This is a genomic window from Flavobacterium sp. ZB4R12 (assembly GCF_048276375.1).
Taxonomy (GTDB): domain Bacteria; phylum Bacteroidota; class Bacteroidia; order Flavobacteriales; family Flavobacteriaceae; genus Flavobacterium; species Flavobacterium gawalongense.
In genome coordinates this window covers 63,439-83,715 of the sequence record NZ_JBLNKS010000010.1, presented here as the reverse complement: position 1 = coordinate 83,715, position 20,277 = coordinate 63,439, and the positions used below count along the sequence as shown (strand labels likewise).

Genomic DNA, 20,277 nt, shown 5'->3' with positions numbered 1-20,277 from the left:
TTTTGAAAAGAAACGAACAGTTAATCATATTGTTCGTTTCTTTTTTGTTTTAAACAAACTACTAAATGACTCAAATTTCAATGTTATAAAATGCACTATAATTTATATTATGTAAAATGGATATTTTGTTTTTAATGGTTAATACAATATCTATTCATTGATTTAGTTTTAATCACTTCTGTTGATGACATCTTAAAATCAATAAAAGTCTATAAATTTAAAAATTAAGTATAATGAACTACATTCCTTTCACTATGATTTCATTGTAATTATTTAATTTGCTATTTTTACAAACGATACTTTATTTATTTGCCGAACTATGAATACAATTGCTGAACACATTGCTGATTTTTTAAAAGAATACCCACCATTTAATCACTTGACATTTCAAGAATTATCTGAAATAGCTACAAGCATTCGCGTTGTAAATTTAGAAAAGCACAAAATATTATTTCAAATTAACGATGTTCTACACGATAGTTTTTACGTTGTGGCTTCAGGAGTTATCAATTTATCTGTCATAGCAGATGCTGAAGAAACCCTATTGAATAAATGTAATGCTGGTGACATCTTTGGTTTGCGTCCATTTTTTGCCAAAAACAATTATATGATGACGGCTAAAGCCAGAGAAGAAAGTATTGTTTACGCTATTCCTATAGCTACTTTCCGCCCTTTTGTTGCCAATAATTCTGAGGTTTTAAATTTTTTATTAGAAAGTTTTGCCGTAAATACTCGCAACCCGAAGGATAAAGAAAATTTAATTGGAAAATTAATATCTGACAATGTATTCTATTCGGATCAGCAATCAGAAATGCAATATTTTCAATCTTTATCCTATAACAATTCTCCTTTAAAGACAACAATTACAGCTATTGTAAAAGATGTAGCGCGATTGATGACAGAAACGTTAAAGAACAATGTTGTTGTTTGTGAGAATAACATTCCTTTAGGCATTATTACAGATACTGATATGCGTTCGAAAATTGCTACTGGCCGTTATCCTGTCACAGTTTCAGTAGATAAAATAATGTCATCTCCCGTTATAACTGTTGTAGAGAATATTTCGCTGGCAGAAGCGCAATTACTTATGTTGAAGTACAATGTGACACATTTATGTGTAACACAGGACGGAACTGATAAATCTGATGTAAAAGGGATCATTTCTGAACATGATTTGATAGTTGCTCAGGCCAATAACCCTGGTGTTTTGATAAAAGAAATTAAGCGTTCTCAGATCCCAAAAGAATTAAAACAAATTCGCGAGCGTTTAACCGATCTGATTCAGACTTCCATTTCTAAAAATATACCCCTTTCTCATGTTTTCAATATTGCCAGTGAAATTAATTTGGCTATTATTAAACGTTCTGTTGAATTATCAATTTTGGATTTAGGCTCACCTCCTGCCCGTTTTGCTTGGTTAAGTATAGGTAGTCAAGGAAGAAAAGAACAATTGTTGTTAACCGACCAAGACAGTATTTTGATTTTTGAAGATGTTACCCCTGATAAATATAGAGATGTGAAAGACTATTTTCTTAAACTTGGAAAAAGAACTACTGCCACGCTTGAAAAAATTGGTTATGAATTATGTCCAAACGGACACATGGGAAGCAATATGCTTTGGTGTAAATCACTGACTGACTGGACTAAACAATACGACAGCTGGATGAATACTCCAGGTGAAAACAGTAATGATTTGAGTAGTATTTTCTTTGATTATGAAATTACTTTTGGTGAACAAAGAATTGAAGATGCTATTGGAAATGTAGTTTTTAAAAACGCAAAAAACAATACTTTGTTTTTTGACTTCTTAGGAAATGATGCCTTAAGAAAAAATTCTCCGTTGACTTTTTTCAAAAATTTCAATGTAGAAGAAGAAGGTCCGAACAAAGATAAATTTGATATAAAAACACGTGCTTTGATGCCACTGATTGACGGTGCGCGTTTGTTTACAATGAGTCATGGTATAAGAGGAATTAATAATACATTACAACGATTCAAGCAATTAGCAATTTCAGATCCTAAATATGCCGAAATTTATCTTAATTGTGCCGAAGCCTTTTTGACTTTGTCAAAATTCAGAACCTTAGAAGGCTTAAAAAATGACAATTCTGGTCAGTTTATAAATTTAAATGAATTATCAAAAATTGATAAAGAAAAATTGAAAAATGCTTTGGCTCCAATGAAAGAATTGGAAGAGTTAATAAAAAGTAAATTTCAACTCACTCAATTTTCATAACTATGTTAGACTGGCTGAAAAATATTAATAAAGAATACCCTGAATTTTGGAAAACCTATCTGTCTAAATTTGATAAAAAATCAAAGCGATTTGTAATTTTATCAACAGAAACTTCGGGTTTAAATCCTGTGAAAGATGTTATTTTATCAATTGGATCCTTTGCTGTAAATGACAACAGTATTGTTATTGGAGATAGTTTTGAAGCAGTTTTATTGCAATATAAATTCCTACACGATAACGGACTTTCGAATGAATTTATAGTCGAAAGTAAAATGAAAAAACTCGCAGAACCTGAAGCAATCCAATCTTTAATAAATTTTATAGGCAATGCGGTTTTGGTTGGACATCATATTGATTTTGATGTTGAAATGATCAATGCAGCCCTTGAAAGATTAGATTGTGGCCGATTAAAAAACGAAGCTTTAGATGTTGATGTCATGTATCGAAAACTTCAAGACATCAACGATCGACAATTTTCACTGGATGAATTATGTGATATTTATAAAATTCCAAAAAGCGATAGAAATTCTTCTTCTGAAGATGCGTATAAAATCGCTTTGCTCTTTTTAAAATTAAAATCCAGACTGGGGATAAAATAATTTTATTCCCAGATAAATTATTTATTTATTGATTGAACAACGTTACACCTTCCCAAAAACGCCCATGATGACTTATGGAAACGGGTTTTATATTTTTGGTCCGTTCATCAATTATAAAAGGAATCCCGTTAGTTTTACTAATTTTATCATTATAATCTAAAGTCTTTATTGCATTTAAATATTCCTTTTTTAAGACAGCAATCGAGTGTATGAATTCATCCGTAATAACCGTTTGTGTGAAATACATATTTCCATTACAGGAAACTGTTCCAAAATTTTCATTCCCATAATAACACTCTAACTGCAAAGGAATATATGCTCTTATTTTAGTTTCTCTATTGTAGATTTTGTAGGCAGCTTCCTTTCTGCTCCATAAATTCCAAACCATCACTTCTGGATTTACAGCATTAGAAATCAATAATTGCTCTTTTGGAGTAAAGATTTTATTTAAAAATCCTTTCCGTCTCCAGTTGCTTTCTTTTTTGGCCAAAACCAAATCTACAATATCATTTCCTATCACTTTTCGGATAATTTGGTTTCAATAATATCCATTGCTGATTTTACATTAACCATTCGTTCCATCGATTCATTGTCAATTATTATATCAAATTTTTCTTCAATGTCTAAAATCACATCCACCAAATTGGCAGAATTTATTTTCAAATCGTTAATAAAATCAGTATCTTCCGTAAGAACATCAAATGCTTCTTGGTTTTGAATGTAAGGTTTTACGATGGTTTTTAATTGCTCGATTGTTTGTTCTTTATTCATAGTTTGTTTATTTCTTACCGCTAATTCGCAGATTTTTTTTAAATTTATTCCAATATAGTGATTCAATACGAAATTATTATACTAATTCAACCTGTTGGGTGTAATTAAATGATTTGTGATTTAGTATTATTTATTAGTATGTCAAAATAAGTTTATTTGAATCAATGTTAACGCTTTTACTTTTGCCAAAATTTTTGTTTTAAAACCTTCAATTCTTTTTTCCTGTTCTTTCAAACATCCAAAGGATCCATTCTTTTCGGCTTTCTTGTGGATTATCTTCAATAATTTTCAACATTTTTCTTGATGTAAATCCTTTAAAATCTCTTATTAAACCGGAAGGATCATTCAAAAAGGAACGAAAAATCAAATGCACATGACTTGGCATGATGCAATAGCCATAAAGTTCCATTCCTTTGTTTTTACGACAGTAATCTAAGGATTCTAATTACAGCAAAAATAGGCGTCTTTCGTGAATACATCTATCCAATTTACGGTCGCAAAACTTATAAAATAAGCACCAGATTTCTCTCCAAACTTATATTTTCTACTCATTTATAATTTTTACTATTGTTTGCGGGTACGAGCTAGAAGCTCGCACGAGCGATTAAAGAGATGCTCGGACCAGCGGGGGGTATAATTATTTAGTACTAAAAAAGTCCATTGCGATTTGACTTATTAATTCAGGTTTTTCCCAAAACACATCATGAGAAGTATTTGGTAAAATACAAAATTGTGATTTTTTGATTGCTTTGTGTAATTCTAATCCAAGTTCGGGCGTGTACATATCTCTATCTCCATAAACAAGTAATGTAGGTATATTTATTTCCAACAAAATGGACTTTTGAAAATAAATTTCTTCAAACCACATTTTTTTTGCTTCGGTTATATATCTTTTCCAATTTCCCGTAGGGGATTTTTCTTTATATTGTTTTATCCAAGGTTTTAGTTCTTTAGAAACCCAAACTGTGTCTGAAAATTTATTTATTTCTTCCAATGACGCTTTTGTAGTTCCTTCTAGTTTGTATGTTGCCCCAGAAACCGCAATTTTCTTAATTTTATCAGGTCTCATTTTTGCAAGAAGTAATGCTACATTTCCACCATCGCTCCAACCAATTACATAAGTGTTATCTAATTTTAATAAATCTATTGTTTGGAATAATAATCAGCCATAAGTTTATAAGTCATTATACTATCAGCGAATTCAGAACGTCCAAGTCCAGGTGCATCAAAAGCAATTACTTTGTATTTTTTTGATAGATTTGGAAGACATTTTTTAAAATCAGTAATACTTCCTAAACCTCCGTGAAGTAGAAGTAAAGGAATTCCTTTTCCATATTCTTCATAATAAAGTTTAGTCCCGCGAATTGTCAAATATTTCCCATTATTTGAGCCATATTTTATTTGAGCTATTCCACTCAAAGAGAAAGTCAATGTAAAAAGCAAAATTAAAATCTTAAATCCCATATTTTTATACGTTTCGTTTTTTGGATACTAGCACACAACTTGTATATATGTCTAACAAAATCATACCAATCCACCTATTTTAGGGCAACTTTGTATGATAAAGCTCAGCCTTTATACTTTCACGAATTTATAAAAAAACAACTGCAAATAATCAAATGCCCTTTTTATTTTCTGAAAACTTTTCTTACCTAAGTAGTAGTTATAAAACTCAATCGTTCTAGCAACTGCGTGAGGGATGGAAGCGGCATCCTTTTTCGTGTTCTCGATACTTCCGTAAAAACGGAAACTCGAACTGACGAAAAAGATACAGCGCACAGCCCGACCCAGACGGAGTTTACGGAGAATGGGGCACGCCCGGAAACAATTTCAAGATAAAAAATTCTTATCTTTGTTTAGCGACAAGGAGAACTATTGCGCGAAAAATTATCATAATATTAGCAACTAACCGTTGCGAAAAACAGTAAATTGGCACTTTCAATTACTACTTTTGAACACTTGTTACTACGACTTATGGATAAAATAAAAATACTTTGGGTGGATGATGAAATCGACCTTTTAAAGCCTCACATATTATTTCTGGAAAAGAAAAATTACGAAGTTACTACCTGCAATAACGGTCGTGATGCGGTTGATATTTTTGAGGAAAATAATTTTGATATTGTTTTTCTGGACGAAAATATGCCCGGAATGAGTGGTCTGGAAACACTTTCGGAGATGAAAGAGAAAAAATCTTCGGTTCCCATGATTATGATTACCAAAAGTGAGGAAGAATACATCATGGAGGAAGCGATTGGTTCAAAAATTGCCGATTATTTGATAAAACCCGTGAATCCAAACCAGATTTTGCTGAGTTTGAAGAAAAATTTGGATCATTCCCGATTGATTTCGCAAAAAACAACGTTGGATTACCAGAAGGAATTTAGAAAAATTACCATGGAAATGGCGATGGTGAATTCCTATGAAGACTGGATTGAATTGTATAAGAAATTGATTTTTTGGGAACTGGAATTAGAGAATATCAACGATCAAAGCATGGTTGAAATTTTAGAATCCCAAAAAACGGAAGCCAATTCGCAATTTGGAAAATTCATTGAGCGTAATTATGAAGATTGGTTTAAACCAAAAGCGGATAAACCAGTGCAATCGCATACTTTATTCAAAGAATTAGTGGTTCCTGAAATTGTAAAAAAAGATAAACCGGTACTTTTTGTGGTGATTGATAATTTACGTTACGACCAATGGAAAGCCTTTGAAAGCGTTGTTGGAAATTATTATAAACTAGAAAAAGAAGTGCCGTATTACGCTATTTTGCCAACGGCTACGCAATACGCACGAAATGCTATTTTCTCAGGTTTGACACCACTTGAAATGGAAAAACAGTTTCCGCAATATTGGAAAAATGATCCAGAAGAAGGAGGAAAAAACTTGTATGAAGCGGAGTTTTTGTCGGCACAATTGAAACGATTGGGATTGCATATTAAGGAAGATTATTTTAAAATCACCAATTTAGCCGGAGGTAAAAAGTTAGTTGAAGGTTTTAAAGCTTTAAAAAATAATGACTTGGTTACCGTGGTTTACAATTTTGTAGACATGCTTTCCCACGCCAAAACTGAAATGGATGTGGTGAAAGAACTCGCCTCAGATGATAAAGCATATCGCTCGCTGACGTTGAGTTGGTTTAAAAATTCTCCGCTGTTGGAAATTATTCAACAAGCTCAAAAATTAGGTTTCAAATTGATTTTGACTACGGATCACGGAACCATAAATGTGAAAAATCCATCGAAAGTGGTAGGTGATAAAAATACCAGTTTGAATTTGCGATACAAAACAGGACGCAGTTTGACTTACGAACACAAAGATGTTTATGCGGTGAAAGAACCAAAAAATATTGGTTTGCCAACGATAAATATGAGTAGTTCTTATATTTTTGCAAAAAATGATTTGTTTTTAGCCTACGTGAACAATTACAATCATTATGTGAGTTATTACAAAAATACGTATCAGCACGGTGGAATTTCATTAGAAGAAATGATTATCCCGTTTTTAGTTTTTAATCCGAAATAAAAAAGTGATCAGTTTGTAGTGTTCAGTTTGCAGAAAGCCAAGATAACTGAATACTAAAAACTGAACACTGAATACTTAAATTATGAATGTTATTTTTTCTTTAGACCAACTCGAAGAAGTTGCGCAAAAAATCATAGCCGAAAAACCGAATAAAGTGATTCTTTTTCATGGAGAAATGGGTGTTGGAAAAACCACTTTGATTAAACAATTATGTAAAACTCTTGGAGTTATCGGTGCAACAAGTAGTCCAACTTTTTCTTTAGTTAATGAATATCAAACAATTGATAATCAAATCATTTATCATTTTGATTTTTATAGATTAAACAATGAAGTTGAAGCTTTGGATATGGGTGTCGATGATTATTTATATTCCGGTAATTGGTGTTTTATAGAATGGGCGGAGAAGATTCCGAATTTGATTCCTGATGAACATTCAGTGATTACGATTGCCTTACTTTCAGACGGAAAACGTTCTTTAGAATTAAGTTAAAATAATACGTATGAGTTTAGAAAATAAAGTTGAAATTATTCCTTTTACAACAGCTTTAACGGAGTATATAAAAACCCTGAATATAGAATGGCTTGAAAAATATTTCAAGGTGGAGCCCAAAGATGAAATCGTATTATCAAATCCTCAAGGTGAAATTATAGATAAAGGCGGAATGATTTTTTATGCAAAATACAATGATGCAATCATTGGCACGGTTTCGTTAATAAAAATTGACAATTTAACATTTGAATTAAGTAAAATGGCGGTTAAAGACGGCATTCAAGGACTGGGAATAGGAAAAAAACTGATGGTTCATTGTCTGACTGTTGCTGAACAGAAAGGCATAAAAAAGCTTATTTTATATTCGAATAGAAAATTACTGCCGGCGATTCATTTGTATGAAAAGTTTGGTTTTGTAGAAGTGTCTTTAGAAGATGGTGCTTATGAAAGAGCCGATATAAAAATGGAAAAAAGCATCAGCTAATTTAAAGTTTACACTTCAATATGCTTTCCAGTAATTCAATTGTCTTTTTTTAAAACTTTTTCCGTAAATTGTACCCTAAATTTTACAACACTAATGTCAATAACAACTACACCATTTACTAAGCAGCAGTTATTACCTCAGGAAGAAAAACTTGAGATAAGAAGACGAAAAAGTGAGCTTTTTATTGGTATTCCAAAAGAAACCAGTTATCAGGAACGCCGTATTTGCCTGACACCTGATGCTGTAAATACGTTGACCTATCATGGCCATCGGGTAATGATTGAGGCGGGTGCTGGTGAAAGTTCAAGTTACGCCGACAAAGAATATTTTGAAGCGGGAGCCGAAATCACTAATGATACCAAAAAGGTATTTAGTTGTCCCATGATACTGAAAGTAGAGCCCGCTACCCAAGCCGAAATTGGAATGATGAATCCTGAAACGATTCTGATATCAGCAATTCAATTGAAAACCAGGAAAAAGACCTATTTTGAGGCTTTAACCAAAAAGAAAATCACTGCGCTTGCTTTTGAATATATTAAAGATGAAGATGGTACCTATCCTGCAGTCAAATCCTTAAGTGAAATTGCCGGAATTGCATCCGTTTTAATTGCAGCCGAATTAATGATTACCAACGAATTTGGGAAAGGATTATTATTCGGTAATATTACTGGCGTTCCTCCTACTGATGTTGTTATTTTGGGAGCAGGAACCGTTGGAGAATTTGCTGCTAAAACAGCAATTGGTTTGGGTGCTAATGTGAAAGTTTTTGATAATTCCATTACAAAATTACGCCGATTACAAAATAATTTGAATCAACGCATTTTTACTTCCACCATACAGCCTAAATCTTTATTGAAAGCCCTGAGACGTTGTGATGTTGCTATTGGCGCAATGAGAGGCCAAGAACGTTGTCCTGTTATAGTTACAGAAACTATGGTAGAATACATGAAAAAGGGAGCTGTTATTGTTGATGTCAGTATTGATACCGGCGGCTGCTTTGAGACTTCGGAAGTGACTTCACATGAAAAGCCAACCTTTATAAAGAATAATGTTTTGCATTACTGCGTACCTAATATTCCTTCCCGATATTCAAAAACTGCTTCGTTGTCCATAAGCAATATAATAACTCCCTATTTATTACAAATTGCTGAGGATGGTGGAATTGAAAGCGCTTTACGATGCAATAAAGGATTGAAAAACGGAGTTTATCTCTATCATGGAATCCTTACCAATAAAGCTATTGGTGATTGGTTTGATTTACCTGTTAACGACATCAATTTAATTGTTTTTTAAGCAAACTTTCTTTTACCTTTGCCAAAAATTTAAAACATGAAATTCGTACATCGTTTTGCTTATTATCTTATTGGTTTAATATTAGGATTGTTTTTTGTAGCCGCTATTTTTAGTGGAAAAGATACCCGTTGCAATTATTTTCCAAATGCAAGAGTATTAAATGATTTAAGAAATAAACCTTTTGATTATTCAGAAAAAGCATCCCAAATATTAGCTGAAAAGTGGATTGATACCGTTGACATAAAAAACACGTTACAATACGGCGATATTGATTTTGATAAAAGCAATATCGAACTCAAAAAAGGCAAGTTGTATATTATTGAAGGGAAAACCACTAAAAACGAGGAAATCACACTAAAAGTGATCAATTATTCGGACAAAGCGGTTTTAGAAGACATCATAAAAGAATAGGCACTATTGTTATTTATGGCTTAATTCTGCGAATAACAGTGTTTTAATTCGGGCGTGACCCTACGTAAAAACTTCGGGTCGTGCTGTACGTTCCCGCTTTTTTTTGAGAGGCTGAAACGCCTCTCAAAAAAAGAGCTCCACTACCATCACTCACGCGGAGCAATGTAAAAACCAAACATTTACAACTTTAAACAACATAACTAATCTGCTGAAATCCAGTTGATTATTTCTATCCCATTTTGTTTCAAATAGTCGTTTGTTTTGCTAAAATGCTTATTCCCAAACCATTTTCCCTGATTGGCGCTCATAGGCGATGGATGTCCGGATTCTAATACCAAATGTTTGTTTCGGTCAATTTTAAGCCCTTTTTTATGAGCAAAACTGCCCCAAAGTAAAAAGACGACATGCTTTTTTTCTTCGGAAATTTTCTGGATGACAGCATCGGTAAAGACGTTCCATTTTAAATGTTTATGGCTGTTTGGATTGTCTTCTCTTACAGTTAACGAAGCATTCAAAAGCAAAACACCCTGTTTCGCCCAAGCTTCTAAATTACCCGAAACGGGCATAAAAATAGTTCCTAAATCATTACTCATTTCGCGAAAAATATTGCGCAAAGAAGGCGGAATTTTAACACCTTCATTTACAGAGAAACACAAACCATTGGCTTCTCCTTTTCCGTGATACGGATCCTGACCAATAATAACCACTTTTACATCTTTGAATCTGCAATAGTTAAAAGCAGCGAAAATCAACTCTTTTGGAGGATAACAGGTGTGATTTTTATATTCATCAGTAACGGTTTCCATTAGGTCCTGAAAATAGGGTTTCTGAATTTCGTCTGATAAAATGGATTGCCATTCCGGATTGAGATTGATTTGCATACTATTCAAATTTGCCTAATTCAGTTTTCAAAACTATTTCCAATTTAGGTAAATAATTTTCGCATATTTGGTAAACAATCTCATAATCTAACATTTCATAATGATGAGAAATAAAATCTCGAAAACGAATAATCTGGTTCCATTCCATATCTGGATAATTGGTTTGTAACAAGTCATGTTTTCTAGAAGTATTTTTTAAGTTTTCTCCAATAGCCTGAAGACGAGTGACAATAGCATCTAAGAGTGTTTTTCCGTATTCTGTTGAAACAAAATCAAATGGAGTTTTAATTTCAGAAAATCTTTTATTACAAATATTGATAGGTTCTAAAATAGTCTCTAATGAATATTTATAAACATCATCATACATAAATTAAATCATTTTTAATAGTATTAAGAAATCGTTCTGATACATGCGGATCTTTTCTGACGATCTCAATTTTAGAATTTAATTTATTTTCTAAATAAGAATATAGTCCCATCAAAAAGCTATAAGATGGTTCTTTAAACTCAACAAAAAAATCAACATCACTATCAGGATTTTCAAGTCCTTTAGCATAGGAACCAAACAAAGCAATCGTTACAACCCCGTAATTATCTTTCAGGAATTGCTTTTCCGTTTGTAGAGTATTGATTATTTCATCTTTTTTCATGCGAAGCTTCTATTTGTTTCTTATTGGAACATGGTATCGCCATTTTTTCTTCTATTTGAGTTTGAATTATGGCGATTTCATTTAACAAATATAAAAATTAATTGTTTTAGATTATTACAACTTAACAAGTTTGTAACTTTGTATAAAATTTCTACTTAATTAAATGATATCCATCACCGAAAAAACATTACAAGACCTACAATTTCCAACCGTTCTCGAAACCATTTCGGCGATTTGTAATACCGATATTGGAAAACAAAAAGCATTAGAAATCACTCCTTTTAAGGATAAGGAAACCTTGATGCAAGCATTAATGCAAACATCTGAATATGTTTCCTCTTTCCAGAATAACAATGCCATTCCTAATCATGGTTTTGATGCCATAACACATGAAATTAAATTCTTGGCTATCGAAGACAGCTTTCTTGAAGTAGGCAGTTTTAGAAAAATTGCCACCATTTCATCAACTGCGAATTTTCTGTTGAATTTCCTGAAAAAATTTGAAGATTATTATCCTAACTTATACGCAAGGGCTTTACAAGTCGAATTTACCAAAGATATCATCACAATGGTAGATGAAGTAGTCGACAAATATGGTGAAATAAAAGACAATGCCTCACCTGATTTATTGGATATTCGTCGGAATATGAATCTGGTTCGTGGCAAAGTCAATCAAAGTTTTGGAACTGCGTTAACGCAATATAATACCTTAGGCTATTTAGATGACATTAAAGAAAGTTTCGTTCAAAACAGGAGGGTTTTGGCAGTTTTAGCCATGTACCGTCGTAAAGTAAAAGGATCGATTCTAGGCAGTTCTAAAACTGGAAGCATTGCGTATATCGAACCTGAAACTACACTAAAATATTCTCGTGAACTAAGCAATTTAGAATACGAGGAAAAAGAGGAAATCACCAGAATTTTAAAGCAATTATCGAATAAAATTCGCCCTTTTTTACCGTTGCTTATTGAATACCAAGATTTCCTAAGTGATATTGATGTGATTGCTGCCAAAGCAAAATATGCAAATAAAATCAATGGAATTTTACCCACAATTACAGAGAATCGCCGGCTCTATTTTAGAGATGCCTTCCATCCTATTTTGTATTTGAATAACAAACAGAAAAATGAAATTACGCATCCGCAAACTATTGAATTAAATCAGGAAAGTAGGATTATCGTGATTTCAGGTCCAAATGCGGGAGGAAAAACCATCTCATTGAAAACGGTTGGATTACTCCAATTGATGTTGCAATCCGGGATGTTGATTCCGGTACACGAACGCAGTGAAACATTTTTATTTGATCGTATTTTAACAGATATTGGAGACAATCAATCAATTGAAAATCATTTGAGTACCTATAGTTACCGATTAAAGAACATGAACTACTTTCTGAAGAAATGCAATAAAAAAACCATGTTTCTTATTGATGAATTTGGTACTGGTTCTGATCCTGAATTGGGTGGCGCATTAGCCGAAATTTTTCTGGAAGAGTTCTATCATCGGGAAGCCTTCGGGATTATTACAACGCATTATTCGAATTTGAAAATATTAGCTAACGAATTGCCTTGCGCAACTAATGCTAACATGCTTTTTGATGAAAAATCATTAGAACCTTTGTATAAATTGGTTTTGGGACAAGCGGGAAGTTCTTTCACGTTTGAAGTAGCATTAAAAAACGGAATTCCATTTAGTTTAATAAACCGTGCGAAAAAGAAAATTGAAGTAGGAAAAGTACGTTTTGATAAAACGATTGCTACACTTCAGAAAGAGCGATCCAAAATGGAGAAAACTTCGCAAACGCTGAAAGAAGAAGAAACAAAAGCGCATGAAGAAGGCAAGAAAATGGAAACCATCAATGTAAAAATCAAGCAAAAACTGGAAAGCTATCAGGAATTGTATGACAGCAATCAGAAAACAATTTACATAGGTCAAAAAATTGAAGATATAGCCGAGAAATATTTTAATAACAAAAACAAAAAAGACCTAATTGGGGAGTTTTTGAAAATTATTGAAATTGAAAACTCCAAACGCAAAAAAGCCACTCCAAAAGAGGCCAAAGCTATTATTGAGAAGAAAAAAGAAGTTATACAAGAAATCACTGTTCATGTAGAAGAAATTCGCCAGGAAAAGAAAGAAAAAAAACTAAAACCCGTAGTTGTAAAACCAAAAGCCATTCTTAAAGTAGGTGATCGTGTCCGAATGCTGGACGGAAAATCAGTGGGAAGTATTGATAAGATTGAGAAGAACAAAGCAGTAGTGAATTACGGCGTGTTTACTTCGAAAGTAAGTTTAGAGGAATTGGAATTCGTAGAAGCGGGTAAGAAGTAAGCAATAAATCATTTCGAGGAACGAAGCAATCACACTAACAGGAGTAAGCATTCTTGGAATTCCAGATTTAGATTATTTTGTACCTTGCAAAGACAAACATAACCAACATAAATAAATAACTGTGAAACCGGGATTCATCTATATCATCACTAATAAATACCAAACGGTAGTATATACAGGTGTGTTACTTCAAATCCTCCACAAAGAATTTTGGAACACAAAGAGAAAAGATATCCTAATTCATTTTCTGCTCGTCATAATGTGAATGTATTAGTATATATGAGCAATTTCAATGGATTGGTGATGCTATAGCAAGGGAAAAAGAAATAAAAGCAGGTTCGAGAAGCGAAAAATACTTTAATTCGTTCTATGAACCCAACTTGGAAAGATTTATTTGAAGAAATTAAAGAAATAATGACGGAATAACTCTCGCAATGACAAAAAAATGGAAAATTTACCTAAAGACAAAAAAATAATCCTCTTTGATGGCATTTGCAATCTCTGCAATTCAGCGGTACAATTTATAATTAAGCATGATAAAAAAGATCTTTTTAGGTTTGTGGCACTACAATCTGATTTAGGCCAGGAAATCATTAAACACATTGGAATCGATGCTAAAAACATTGACAGTATAATTCTCTACCAGCCCGGAATCGCTTATTATTATAAATCGGAAGCCGCTTTAGAAATTGCAAAAAGTTTAGATGGGATTTTTTATTTTGGAAATATTTTTAAAATAATTCCAAAAAAAATTAGGGATTCTATTTACGATTATGTTGCCAGAAATCGCTACAAATGGTATGGCAAAAAAGAAAGTTGTATGATGCCAACGGCAGCATTAAAATCTAAGTTTTTGTAAAACTAAATTTTCTAATAACAACAAATGCCATAGCCCTGATAGCAACGAAAATCCTTTATGGTTTTAAAGAAAAACCATAAAGATTGTAGTGAATAGCAGGAAATAGCTCCTTAAAAAATTAGCGCCAAAAAAAGCCTCAAATTCTACAATTTGAGGCTTCGAATTTTTTGATCTTCTTTTAACTTCTAATCAATTTTCTGTATTTCAATCGTTTCGGAGTTAAATCACCACCCAAACGTTTCTTCTTATTTTCTTCATAATCAGAGAAACCACCTTCAAAATAATATACTTCAGAGTTTCCTTCGAAAGCTAGAATGTGCGTACAAATTCTGTCCAAGAACCATCTGTCGTGAGAAATTACTACCGCACAACCTGCAAAATTTTCCAAACCTTCTTCCAAAGCACGAAGCGTGTTGATGTCCAAATCATTTGTTGGCTCATCCAGTAAAAGTACGTTTCCTTCTTCTTTCAAAGTCATGGCAAGGTGCAAACGGTTTCTTTCACCACCAGAAAGCATTGAAACTTTCTTGTTTTGATCGCTTCCGCCAAAGTTAAAACGGCTTAAATAAGCTCTTGAATTTACTTGTCGGCCACCCATCATAATCAATTCCTGACCATCACAAAAGTTTTCCCAAATAGATTTATCAGGATTAATATTGGAATGCGATTGATCTACATAAGCGATTTTTACTGTTTCACCAATTAAAAATTCTCCTGCATCTGGCTTCTCTTCACCCATTATCATTTTGAAAATAGTCGATTTACCAGCACCATTTGGTCCGATAATTCCAACAATTCCTGCTTGAGGCAATTTAAAATTCAAATTGTCATATAATAATTTATCTCCAAATGCTTTCGAAACATTTTTAGCTTCAATTACATTCGTTCCTAAACGAGGTCCGTTAGGAATATAGATTTCCAGATTTTCATCCAACTGTTTTTGATCTTCGTTCAAAAGCTTGTCGTAGTTTTGCAAACGTGCTTTTTGTTTGGTCTGACGCCCTTTTGCACCTTGACGAACCCAGTCCAACTCGCGTTCCAACGTTTTTCTACGTTTAGAAGCCACTTTTTCTTCTGATGCCATGCGTCCAGATTTTTGCTCTAACCAAGAGGTGTAGTTTCCTTTCCAAGGAATACCTTCTCCTCTATCCAGTTCAAGTATCCAACCAGCAACATTGTCCAAGAAGTATCTGTCGTGTGTTACCGCAATAACAGTTCCTGCATATTGTGCTAAATGTTGTTCTAACCAAAGTACACTTTCTGCATCCAAGTGATTCGTAGGCTCATCCAAAAGCAAAACATCAGGTTGTTGCAACAACAAACGACATAAAGCCACGCGACGGCGTTCTCCACCTGATAAATTCTTAATTGGCGTATCACCTTCTGGAGTTCTTAAGGCGTCCATTGCAATTTCCAGTTTAGTATCAATTTCCCAAGCCCCAAGTGCGTCAATTTTATCTTGTAAATCAGCTTGGCGATCCATTAATTGTTGCATCTTGTCCGCATCTTCATAAACTTCAGGTAAACCAAAACTATCGTTGATTTTGTTGAATTCATCTAATACTGCCATAGTTTCGGCAACACCTTCTTTTACAATTTCAATTACAGTTTTAGAATCATCTAAAATTGGTTCTTGTTCCAAATAACCTACGGTGTAACCTGGTGCAAAAACCACGTCTCCCTGATAATTTTTATCAGCTCCGGCAATAATCCTCAAAAGAGAAGATTTCCCAGAACCATTTAAACCCAAAATACCAATTTTAGCTCCGTAGAAGAAACTCAAATAAATATCTTTTAATACTTGCTTGTTACTGCTTGAATACGTTTTACTCAATTTCGACATTGAGAATATCACTTTTTTATCGTCTGCCATATTTTTTTGTTTAAAGTTTTTTTGTTTAAAATTTCCTAGTAAGACTGATCACTAAAATCTGATTGCTGTTTACTGTTTTAAAGTCTGCCCTTAAGCGAACTAAAAACCCATGCATTAGCCAAAAAGCCAACACCTACGGCTGCAAATCCCCAACCTGCTACGTCATCATATCTGAAAGCGCCTAATGCGATAAGCAATAAACCCATTACAATCATTATTAAAGTAGCCCAACCTAAGATAGTATTTTTATTCATTCCCATATTTAGGTAAATTATATTTTATCCCGAAGTTTCGGGAGTGCAAATATCGGTAATTTTAGTCGCTAATTAAATATTTTATAAAGCATTTCTCTTAACAAATCAGATTGTGACAACGCATTGGCACCAACACCTTTACTTTTTACATCAATATCTCTTAAAGCACCAATAATTTGACTCACTTTTTTCATGGGATAATTCTTCAAAGCCACATCATATTCTTTCAAAAAGAAAGGATTCACACCTAATACTGCTGCGACATTTTTTGGGTTTTTGTCTTTCAATCCATGGTATTTCAACAATTGTATAAAAAATCCAAAAACTAAACTCGTAGTAACCACCATTGGATTGTCTTTTGGATTTTGGGCGAAATTTTCGGCAATGGTATATGCTTTTAATTGATTGCGTTCTCCTAATGCTTTTCTCAATTCAAATACATTAAAATCTTTACTGAAACCTATATTTTCCTCGATATGCTTTGGAGTTATTGTACTTCCAGCAGGCAGGATAATCTGTAACTTTTCGAGTTCGTTGTTTATTTTACTCAAATCAGTTCCAAGAAATTCCACTAACATGGCGCTTGCCTTTGGCTCAATCGCATATTTTTTACCTGATAAAACACGTTTAATCCAGTCGCCAACTTGATTTTCATACAATTTTTTACTCTCGTAAACGACACCATTCTTTGCTAATAACTTGGTAAGTTTTTTTCGTTTATCCAAAGTTTTATATTTGTAACAAAAAACCAAAACCGTTGACGGCATTGGGTTTTCGGCATAACTTTCCAATTTATCAATCGTCCGAATCAAATCCTGAGCTTCTTTTACAATCACAACTTGACGCTCCGCCATCATCGGATACCGTTTGGCGGTCGAAATAATATCTTCTATTGAAACATCTCTTCCATATAGAACGGTCTGATTAAAGCCTTTTTCCTCTTTGGTTAATATTTTTTCTTCTATATAATCAGATAGTTTGTCAATATAATACGGCTCTTCTCCCATCAAAAAATAGATGGGTTTGATGTTGCCACTTTTTATATCATTTACAATTTTTACAACCTCGTCCATTTCTTTTTGTTTAAAGTTTGAAGTTTAAAGTTTGTTGCTTCGAATGAAACTTTAAACTTTAAATTTTAAACTTATTTAATACTTTTGCTTTATGCAAAAACTAAATTTTCAACTTTATAACTTTCGGTTCAAAAATAGCGAAAATAAAGTCTCCATTTTTGATGAAATCAGGAAAAAATTTATCATTCTTACTCCGGAAGAATGGGTTCGTCAGCATGTAGTCCAGTTTTTATTGGAAGAAAAAAAATACCCCAAATCATTGATTAATGTAGAAAAAGTTTTGAAAGTCAATGGCTTGCGCAAAAGATACGATGTTGTTGTTTTCAATCCTGATGGTTCTATTTTCATTTTAATCGAATGCAAAGCACCTGAAATAAAAATTGCACAAGCTACCTTCGACCAAATTGCCCGTTATAATATGACGATGAAAGCCCAATTTCTAATGGTAACCAATGGATTGAATCATTACTTTTGCCAAATGGATTTTGAAAATGAAAAATATCAGTTTCTGACCGAATTACCAATATATCAAATCCTATAATCAAATAATCTAAATGAAAATAGCTGTTGTCATACTCAATTGGAACGGAGTACAATTATTAGAACAATTTTTGCCTTCGATTGTAAAATATTCGCCTGAAGCTACAATTTATGTTGCTGATAATGCTTCGACAGATGATTCCATTTCATTTGTGTTGGCTAATTTTCCATCCGTTAAAATTGTAAAAAACGACATTAATTTAGGATTTGCAGGTGGTTACAATGAAGTATTAAAACATATTGATGCCGAAATTTACGCTTTGGTCAATTCCGACATTGAAGTTACCGAAAATTGGCTTCAGCCTATCCTAAAAACTTTCGAAAAGGAGCCTGAAACTGCCACCATTCAACCTAAGATATTAGATTACAAAAACAAGGAATACTTCGAATACGCAGGTGCTGCGGGAGGTTTTATAGACCAATACGGTTATCCTTACTGTCGTGGACGTATTTTTGAAACTTTAGAAAAAGATAACGGACAATACAATGATAACTGTGAAATATTCTGGGCTTCCGGAGCTTGCTTTTTTATACGAAGCTCGGTTTATAAGGAATTAAAAGGTTTTGATGCTGATTTTTTTGCCCATCAGGAAGAAATTGATTTATGTTGGCGTGCAATCAATAAAGGATATAAAATAAAATACAATTCAGAATCGGTTGTTTATCATGTTGGTGGAGCCACTTTGCAACAAGGAAATCCAAAGAAAACGTATTTGAATTTTAGAAACTCTTTATTAATGTTGACTAAAAATTTACCTAAAGATAAATTGTACTGGATTCTGTTTTGCAGAATGATCCTGGATGGAATTGCCGGATTACATTTTCTTTTACAAGGAAAATGCAATCATTTTTTAGCAATAGTAAAGGCACATGGTTCATTTTACAGTCTGTTTTCGAGTAATTTACACAAAAGAGACAAATTTCAAACTAAAAAATATTACAATACGAAAAGCATCGTTTTTTCTTATTACATTAACAATGGTAAGGTTTTTGTAAAATAATTTTAACATTAATTTATGTATAATTTCTAACTTTTAAAAACTAAATTTACAAATCAAATCTTAAAAAAAAAATTATGAGAAAAATAGTAATTGCCTTATCAGTATTGGCTGTTTTAACTTCTTGTGTTTCTAAAAAGAAATACACCGATTTAGAAGCCAGAAACAAAGAAACCCAAGATTTATTGAATTCTGCTACTGTAAAATTAAATTCTTGCTTAGAAGAAAAAGCGGGACTTTCAGCAACTGTAGCCGGTTTAAAAGAACACAATCAAACACTGATCAATACGTCTAAAGACATGACGGTATTGACCACTAAAGGGGCTGAAAATATTGAGAAAGCTTTAGAATCTATCAAAGAAAAAGATTTGAAAATCAGCAGAATGCAAGATGCATTAACTAAAAAAGACAGTGTTACCCTTGCTGTAGTTACCAGTTTGAAAAGCGCTGTAGGAATATCTGATCCGGATATTGAAATAAATGTTGAAAAAGGAGTTGTATTTATATCTATTGCTGACAAGTTGTTGTTTAAAACAGGAAGTTACGACGTAACTGATAAAGCAAAAAGTGTTTTGGCTAAAGTAGCTAAAGTGGTAAATGACAAACCTGATTTTGAATGTATGGTTGAAGGACATACTGATAACGTCCCTTACAATGGTTCAGGAGTCTTACTTGACAACTGGGATTTAAGTGTGAAACGTTCAACTTCAATAATTCGTGTATTGACAAATCAATTAGGTGTTAAACCAGAACAATTAATTGCTGCAGGAAGAAGTTCTTACGTTCCTTTAGTTGCCAATGATTCAGCTGAAAACAGATCTCGCAACAGAAGAACACGTATCGTTGTTTTACCAAAAATCGATCAGTTCTATGAAATGATTGAAAAAGAAATGAAAAAACAAAAACAATAAGAAAGTGGTCAGTTTTCAGTGATCAGTTCAGATTGCATAAAAAAAACGTCTTGAGAAATCGAGACGTTTTTTTATGTGCATTACAAATTAATATTTT

Annotated in this window: 22 protein-coding genes and 1 pseudogene; 12 read left to right on the top strand and 11 right to left on the bottom strand. The window is 32.9% G+C overall.

The window, feature by feature from the left end:
• Positions 1–319: 319 nt before the first annotated feature.
• Both ACNO7W_RS08890 and ACNO7W_RS08885 read left to right on the top strand, forming a co-directional pair.
• A complete protein-coding gene (locus ACNO7W_RS08890; protein WP_417937863.1) occupies positions 320–2,236 on the top strand; it encodes a DUF294 nucleotidyltransferase-like domain-containing protein in 1,917 nt (638 codons plus the stop codon).
• A gap of 2 nt (positions 2,237–2,238) precedes the next feature.
• A complete protein-coding gene (locus ACNO7W_RS08885; protein ID WP_144065003.1) occupies positions 2,239–2,835 on the top strand; it encodes a PolC-type DNA polymerase III in 597 nt (198 codons plus the stop codon).
• A 25-nt stretch (positions 2,836–2,860) separates the two neighbouring features.
• Here the strand turns inward: ACNO7W_RS08885 and ACNO7W_RS08880 are convergent, their stop codons facing one another.
• The 5 genes and pseudogenes from ACNO7W_RS08880 to ACNO7W_RS08860 form a co-directional block, all read right to left on the bottom strand.
• The gene (locus tag ACNO7W_RS08880) at positions 2,861–3,355 is read right to left on the bottom strand and encodes a 4'-phosphopantetheinyl transferase family protein (protein ID WP_144065002.1); all 495 of its coding nucleotides are present in this window, start codon (positions 3,353–3,355) and stop codon (positions 2,861–2,863) included.
• Entirely contained in the window at positions 3,352–3,606 is a 255-nt protein-coding gene (locus ACNO7W_RS08875; protein WP_417937861.1) for an acyl carrier protein, read from the bottom strand. Before ACNO7W_RS08875 ends, ACNO7W_RS08880 begins: the two co-directional genes overlap by 4 nt.
• Before the next feature lie 179 nt (positions 3,607–3,785).
• Positions 3,786–4,158, bottom strand: a pseudogene (locus ACNO7W_RS08870) (transposase); the annotation flags it as partial.
• An 85-nt stretch (positions 4,159–4,243) separates the two neighbouring features.
• On the bottom strand, positions 4,244–4,720 hold the full coding sequence (locus ACNO7W_RS08865) for an alpha/beta fold hydrolase (protein WP_417937923.1): 477 nt from the start codon (positions 4,718–4,720) through the stop codon (positions 4,244–4,246).
• Between the two features lie 29 nt (positions 4,721–4,749).
• Positions 4,750–5,070, bottom strand: coding sequence for an alpha/beta fold hydrolase (locus ACNO7W_RS08860; protein ID WP_417937859.1), 321 nt, complete (start codon positions 5,068–5,070; stop codon positions 4,750–4,752).
• A 510-nt stretch (positions 5,071–5,580) separates the two neighbouring features.
• Here ACNO7W_RS08860 and ACNO7W_RS08855 point away from each other — a divergent pair.
• The 5 genes from ACNO7W_RS08855 (at position 5,581) to ACNO7W_RS08835 (ending at position 9,812) form a co-directional block, all read left to right on the top strand.
• Positions 5,581–7,134 carry a bifunctional response regulator/alkaline phosphatase family protein gene (locus ACNO7W_RS08855; RefSeq protein ID WP_143388711.1) on the top strand — a complete coding sequence of 518 codons (1,554 nt, stop codon included), beginning with the start codon at positions 5,581–5,583 and terminating at the stop codon, positions 7,132–7,134.
• Positions 7,135–7,216: 82 nt separating this feature from the next.
• A complete protein-coding gene (gene tsaE / locus ACNO7W_RS08850; protein ID WP_417937858.1) occupies positions 7,217–7,624 on the top strand; it encodes a tRNA (adenosine(37)-N6)-threonylcarbamoyltransferase complex ATPase subunit type 1 TsaE in 408 nt (135 codons plus the stop codon).
• Between the two features lie 10 nt (positions 7,625–7,634).
• Positions 7,635–8,108: a GNAT family N-acetyltransferase gene (locus tag ACNO7W_RS08845; protein WP_417937856.1), complete on the top strand. Its 474-nt coding sequence runs from the start codon at positions 7,635–7,637 to the stop codon at positions 8,106–8,108.
• Between the two features lie 93 nt (positions 8,109–8,201).
• Positions 8,202–9,401, top strand: coding sequence for an alanine dehydrogenase (locus ACNO7W_RS08840; RefSeq protein WP_417937855.1), 1,200 nt, complete (start codon positions 8,202–8,204; stop codon positions 9,399–9,401).
• Between the two features lie 36 nt (positions 9,402–9,437).
• Positions 9,438–9,812, top strand: coding sequence for a DUF4258 domain-containing protein (locus ACNO7W_RS08835; RefSeq protein WP_144064997.1), 375 nt, complete (start codon positions 9,438–9,440; stop codon positions 9,810–9,812).
• A gap of 200 nt (positions 9,813–10,012) precedes the next feature.
• On the opposite strand, the gene ung is transcribed toward ACNO7W_RS08835, so the two are convergent.
• The 3 genes from ung to ACNO7W_RS08820 are packed head-to-tail and all read right to left on the bottom strand — an operon-like array spanning position 10,013 to position 11,343.
• The gene (ung, locus tag ACNO7W_RS08830) at positions 10,013–10,693 is read right to left on the bottom strand and encodes a uracil-DNA glycosylase (RefSeq protein ID WP_417937854.1); all 681 of its coding nucleotides are present in this window, start codon (positions 10,691–10,693) and stop codon (positions 10,013–10,015) included.
• Position 10,694: 1 nt separating this feature from the next.
• Positions 10,695–11,060: a DUF86 domain-containing protein gene (locus ACNO7W_RS08825; RefSeq protein ID WP_417937853.1), complete on the bottom strand. Its 366-nt coding sequence runs from the start codon at positions 11,058–11,060 to the stop codon at positions 10,695–10,697.
• The gene (locus ACNO7W_RS08820) at positions 11,053–11,343 is read right to left on the bottom strand and encodes a nucleotidyltransferase family protein (protein ID WP_417937852.1); all 291 of its coding nucleotides are present in this window, start codon (positions 11,341–11,343) and stop codon (positions 11,053–11,055) included. Before ACNO7W_RS08820 ends, ACNO7W_RS08825 begins: the two co-directional genes overlap by 8 nt.
• 163 nt (positions 11,344–11,506) lie before the next feature.
• On the opposite strand from ACNO7W_RS08820, the gene ACNO7W_RS08815 reads away from it, so the two are divergent.
• Together ACNO7W_RS08815 and ACNO7W_RS08810 are read left to right on the top strand one after the other, a co-directional pair.
• Positions 11,507–13,672 carry an endonuclease MutS2 gene (locus ACNO7W_RS08815; protein WP_417937850.1) on the top strand — a complete coding sequence of 722 codons (2,166 nt, stop codon included), beginning with the start codon at positions 11,507–11,509 and terminating at the stop codon, positions 13,670–13,672.
• 445 nt (positions 13,673–14,117) lie between these two features.
• A complete protein-coding gene (locus tag ACNO7W_RS08810; RefSeq protein ID WP_417937848.1) occupies positions 14,118–14,531 on the top strand; it encodes a thiol-disulfide oxidoreductase DCC family protein in 414 nt (137 codons plus the stop codon).
• Positions 14,532–14,709: 178 nt separating this feature from the next.
• On the opposite strand, the gene ettA is transcribed toward ACNO7W_RS08810, so the two are convergent.
• From ettA to holA, 3 genes are all read right to left on the bottom strand, one after another.
• A complete protein-coding gene (gene ettA / locus ACNO7W_RS08805; protein WP_144064994.1) occupies positions 14,710–16,404 on the bottom strand; it encodes an energy-dependent translational throttle protein EttA in 1,695 nt (564 codons plus the stop codon).
• Positions 16,405–16,481: 77 nt separating this feature from the next.
• The gene (locus tag ACNO7W_RS08800; RefSeq protein WP_091169561.1) at positions 16,482–16,664 is read right to left on the bottom strand and encodes a CAL67264 family membrane protein; all 183 of its coding nucleotides are present in this window, start codon (positions 16,662–16,664) and stop codon (positions 16,482–16,484) included.
• A 62-nt stretch (positions 16,665–16,726) separates the two neighbouring features.
• Positions 16,727–17,731 carry a DNA polymerase III subunit delta gene (gene holA, locus ACNO7W_RS08795; protein ID WP_417937847.1) on the bottom strand — a complete coding sequence of 335 codons (1,005 nt, stop codon included), beginning with the start codon at positions 17,729–17,731 and terminating at the stop codon, positions 16,727–16,729.
• A 91-nt stretch (positions 17,732–17,822) separates the two neighbouring features.
• Between holA and ACNO7W_RS08790 the strand changes: the two genes are divergently transcribed.
• From ACNO7W_RS08790 to ACNO7W_RS08780, 3 genes are all read left to right on the top strand, one after another.
• On the top strand, positions 17,823–18,272 hold the full coding sequence (locus tag ACNO7W_RS08790; protein WP_143388677.1) for a type I restriction enzyme HsdR N-terminal domain-containing protein: 450 nt from the start codon (positions 17,823–17,825) through the stop codon (positions 18,270–18,272).
• Between the two features lie 13 nt (positions 18,273–18,285).
• Positions 18,286–19,272, top strand: a complete 987-nt coding sequence (locus ACNO7W_RS08785; protein ID WP_417937846.1) for a glycosyltransferase family 2 protein — start codon at positions 18,286–18,288, stop codon at positions 19,270–19,272.
• A 74-nt stretch (positions 19,273–19,346) separates the two neighbouring features.
• Positions 19,347–20,180 carry an OmpA/MotB family protein gene (locus ACNO7W_RS08780; protein ID WP_143388675.1) on the top strand — a complete coding sequence of 278 codons (834 nt, stop codon included), beginning with the start codon at positions 19,347–19,349 and terminating at the stop codon, positions 20,178–20,180.
• Positions 20,181–20,277: the final 97 nt, after the last annotated feature.

Coding starts and splice junctions, on each gene's coding strand:
- ACNO7W_RS08890 (WP_417937863.1), top strand. CDS start 320: ATGAATACAATTGCTGAACACATTGCTGATTTTTTAAAAGAATACCCA.
- ACNO7W_RS08885 (WP_144065003.1), top strand. CDS start 2,239: ATGTTAGACTGGCTGAAAAATATTAATAAAGAATACCCTGAATTTTGG.
- ACNO7W_RS08875 (WP_417937861.1), bottom strand. CDS start 3,606: ATGAATAAAGAACAAACAATCGAGCAATTAAAAACCATCGTAAAACCT.
- ACNO7W_RS08860 (WP_417937859.1), bottom strand. CDS start 5,070: ATGGGATTTAAGATTTTAATTTTGCTTTTTACATTGACTTTCTCTTTG.
- ACNO7W_RS08855 (WP_143388711.1), top strand. CDS start 5,581: ATGGATAAAATAAAAATACTTTGGGTGGATGATGAAATCGACCTTTTA.
- tsaE (WP_417937858.1), top strand. CDS start 7,217: ATGAATGTTATTTTTTCTTTAGACCAACTCGAAGAAGTTGCGCAAAAA.
- ACNO7W_RS08845 (WP_417937856.1), top strand. CDS start 7,635: ATGAGTTTAGAAAATAAAGTTGAAATTATTCCTTTTACAACAGCTTTA.
- ACNO7W_RS08840 (WP_417937855.1), top strand. CDS start 8,202: ATGTCAATAACAACTACACCATTTACTAAGCAGCAGTTATTACCTCAG.
- ACNO7W_RS08835 (WP_144064997.1), top strand. CDS start 9,438: ATGAAATTCGTACATCGTTTTGCTTATTATCTTATTGGTTTAATATTA.
- ung (WP_417937854.1), bottom strand. CDS start 10,693: ATGCAAATCAATCTCAATCCGGAATGGCAATCCATTTTATCAGACGAA.
- ACNO7W_RS08825 (WP_417937853.1), bottom strand. CDS start 11,060: ATGTATGATGATGTTTATAAATATTCATTAGAGACTATTTTAGAACCT.
- ACNO7W_RS08820 (WP_417937852.1), bottom strand. CDS start 11,343: ATGAAAAAAGATGAAATAATCAATACTCTACAAACGGAAAAGCAATTC.
- ACNO7W_RS08815 (WP_417937850.1), top strand. CDS start 11,507: ATGATATCCATCACCGAAAAAACATTACAAGACCTACAATTTCCAACC.
- ACNO7W_RS08810 (WP_417937848.1), top strand. CDS start 14,118: ATGGAAAATTTACCTAAAGACAAAAAAATAATCCTCTTTGATGGCATT.
- ettA (WP_144064994.1), bottom strand. CDS start 16,404: ATGGCAGACGATAAAAAAGTGATATTCTCAATGTCGAAATTGAGTAAA.
- ACNO7W_RS08800 (WP_091169561.1), bottom strand. CDS start 16,664: ATGGGAATGAATAAAAATACTATCTTAGGTTGGGCTACTTTAATAATG.
- holA (WP_417937847.1), bottom strand. CDS start 17,731: ATGGACGAGGTTGTAAAAATTGTAAATGATATAAAAAGTGGCAACATC.
- ACNO7W_RS08790 (WP_143388677.1), top strand. CDS start 17,823: ATGCAAAAACTAAATTTTCAACTTTATAACTTTCGGTTCAAAAATAGC.
- ACNO7W_RS08785 (WP_417937846.1), top strand. CDS start 18,286: ATGAAAATAGCTGTTGTCATACTCAATTGGAACGGAGTACAATTATTA.
- ACNO7W_RS08780 (WP_143388675.1), top strand. CDS start 19,347: ATGAGAAAAATAGTAATTGCCTTATCAGTATTGGCTGTTTTAACTTCT.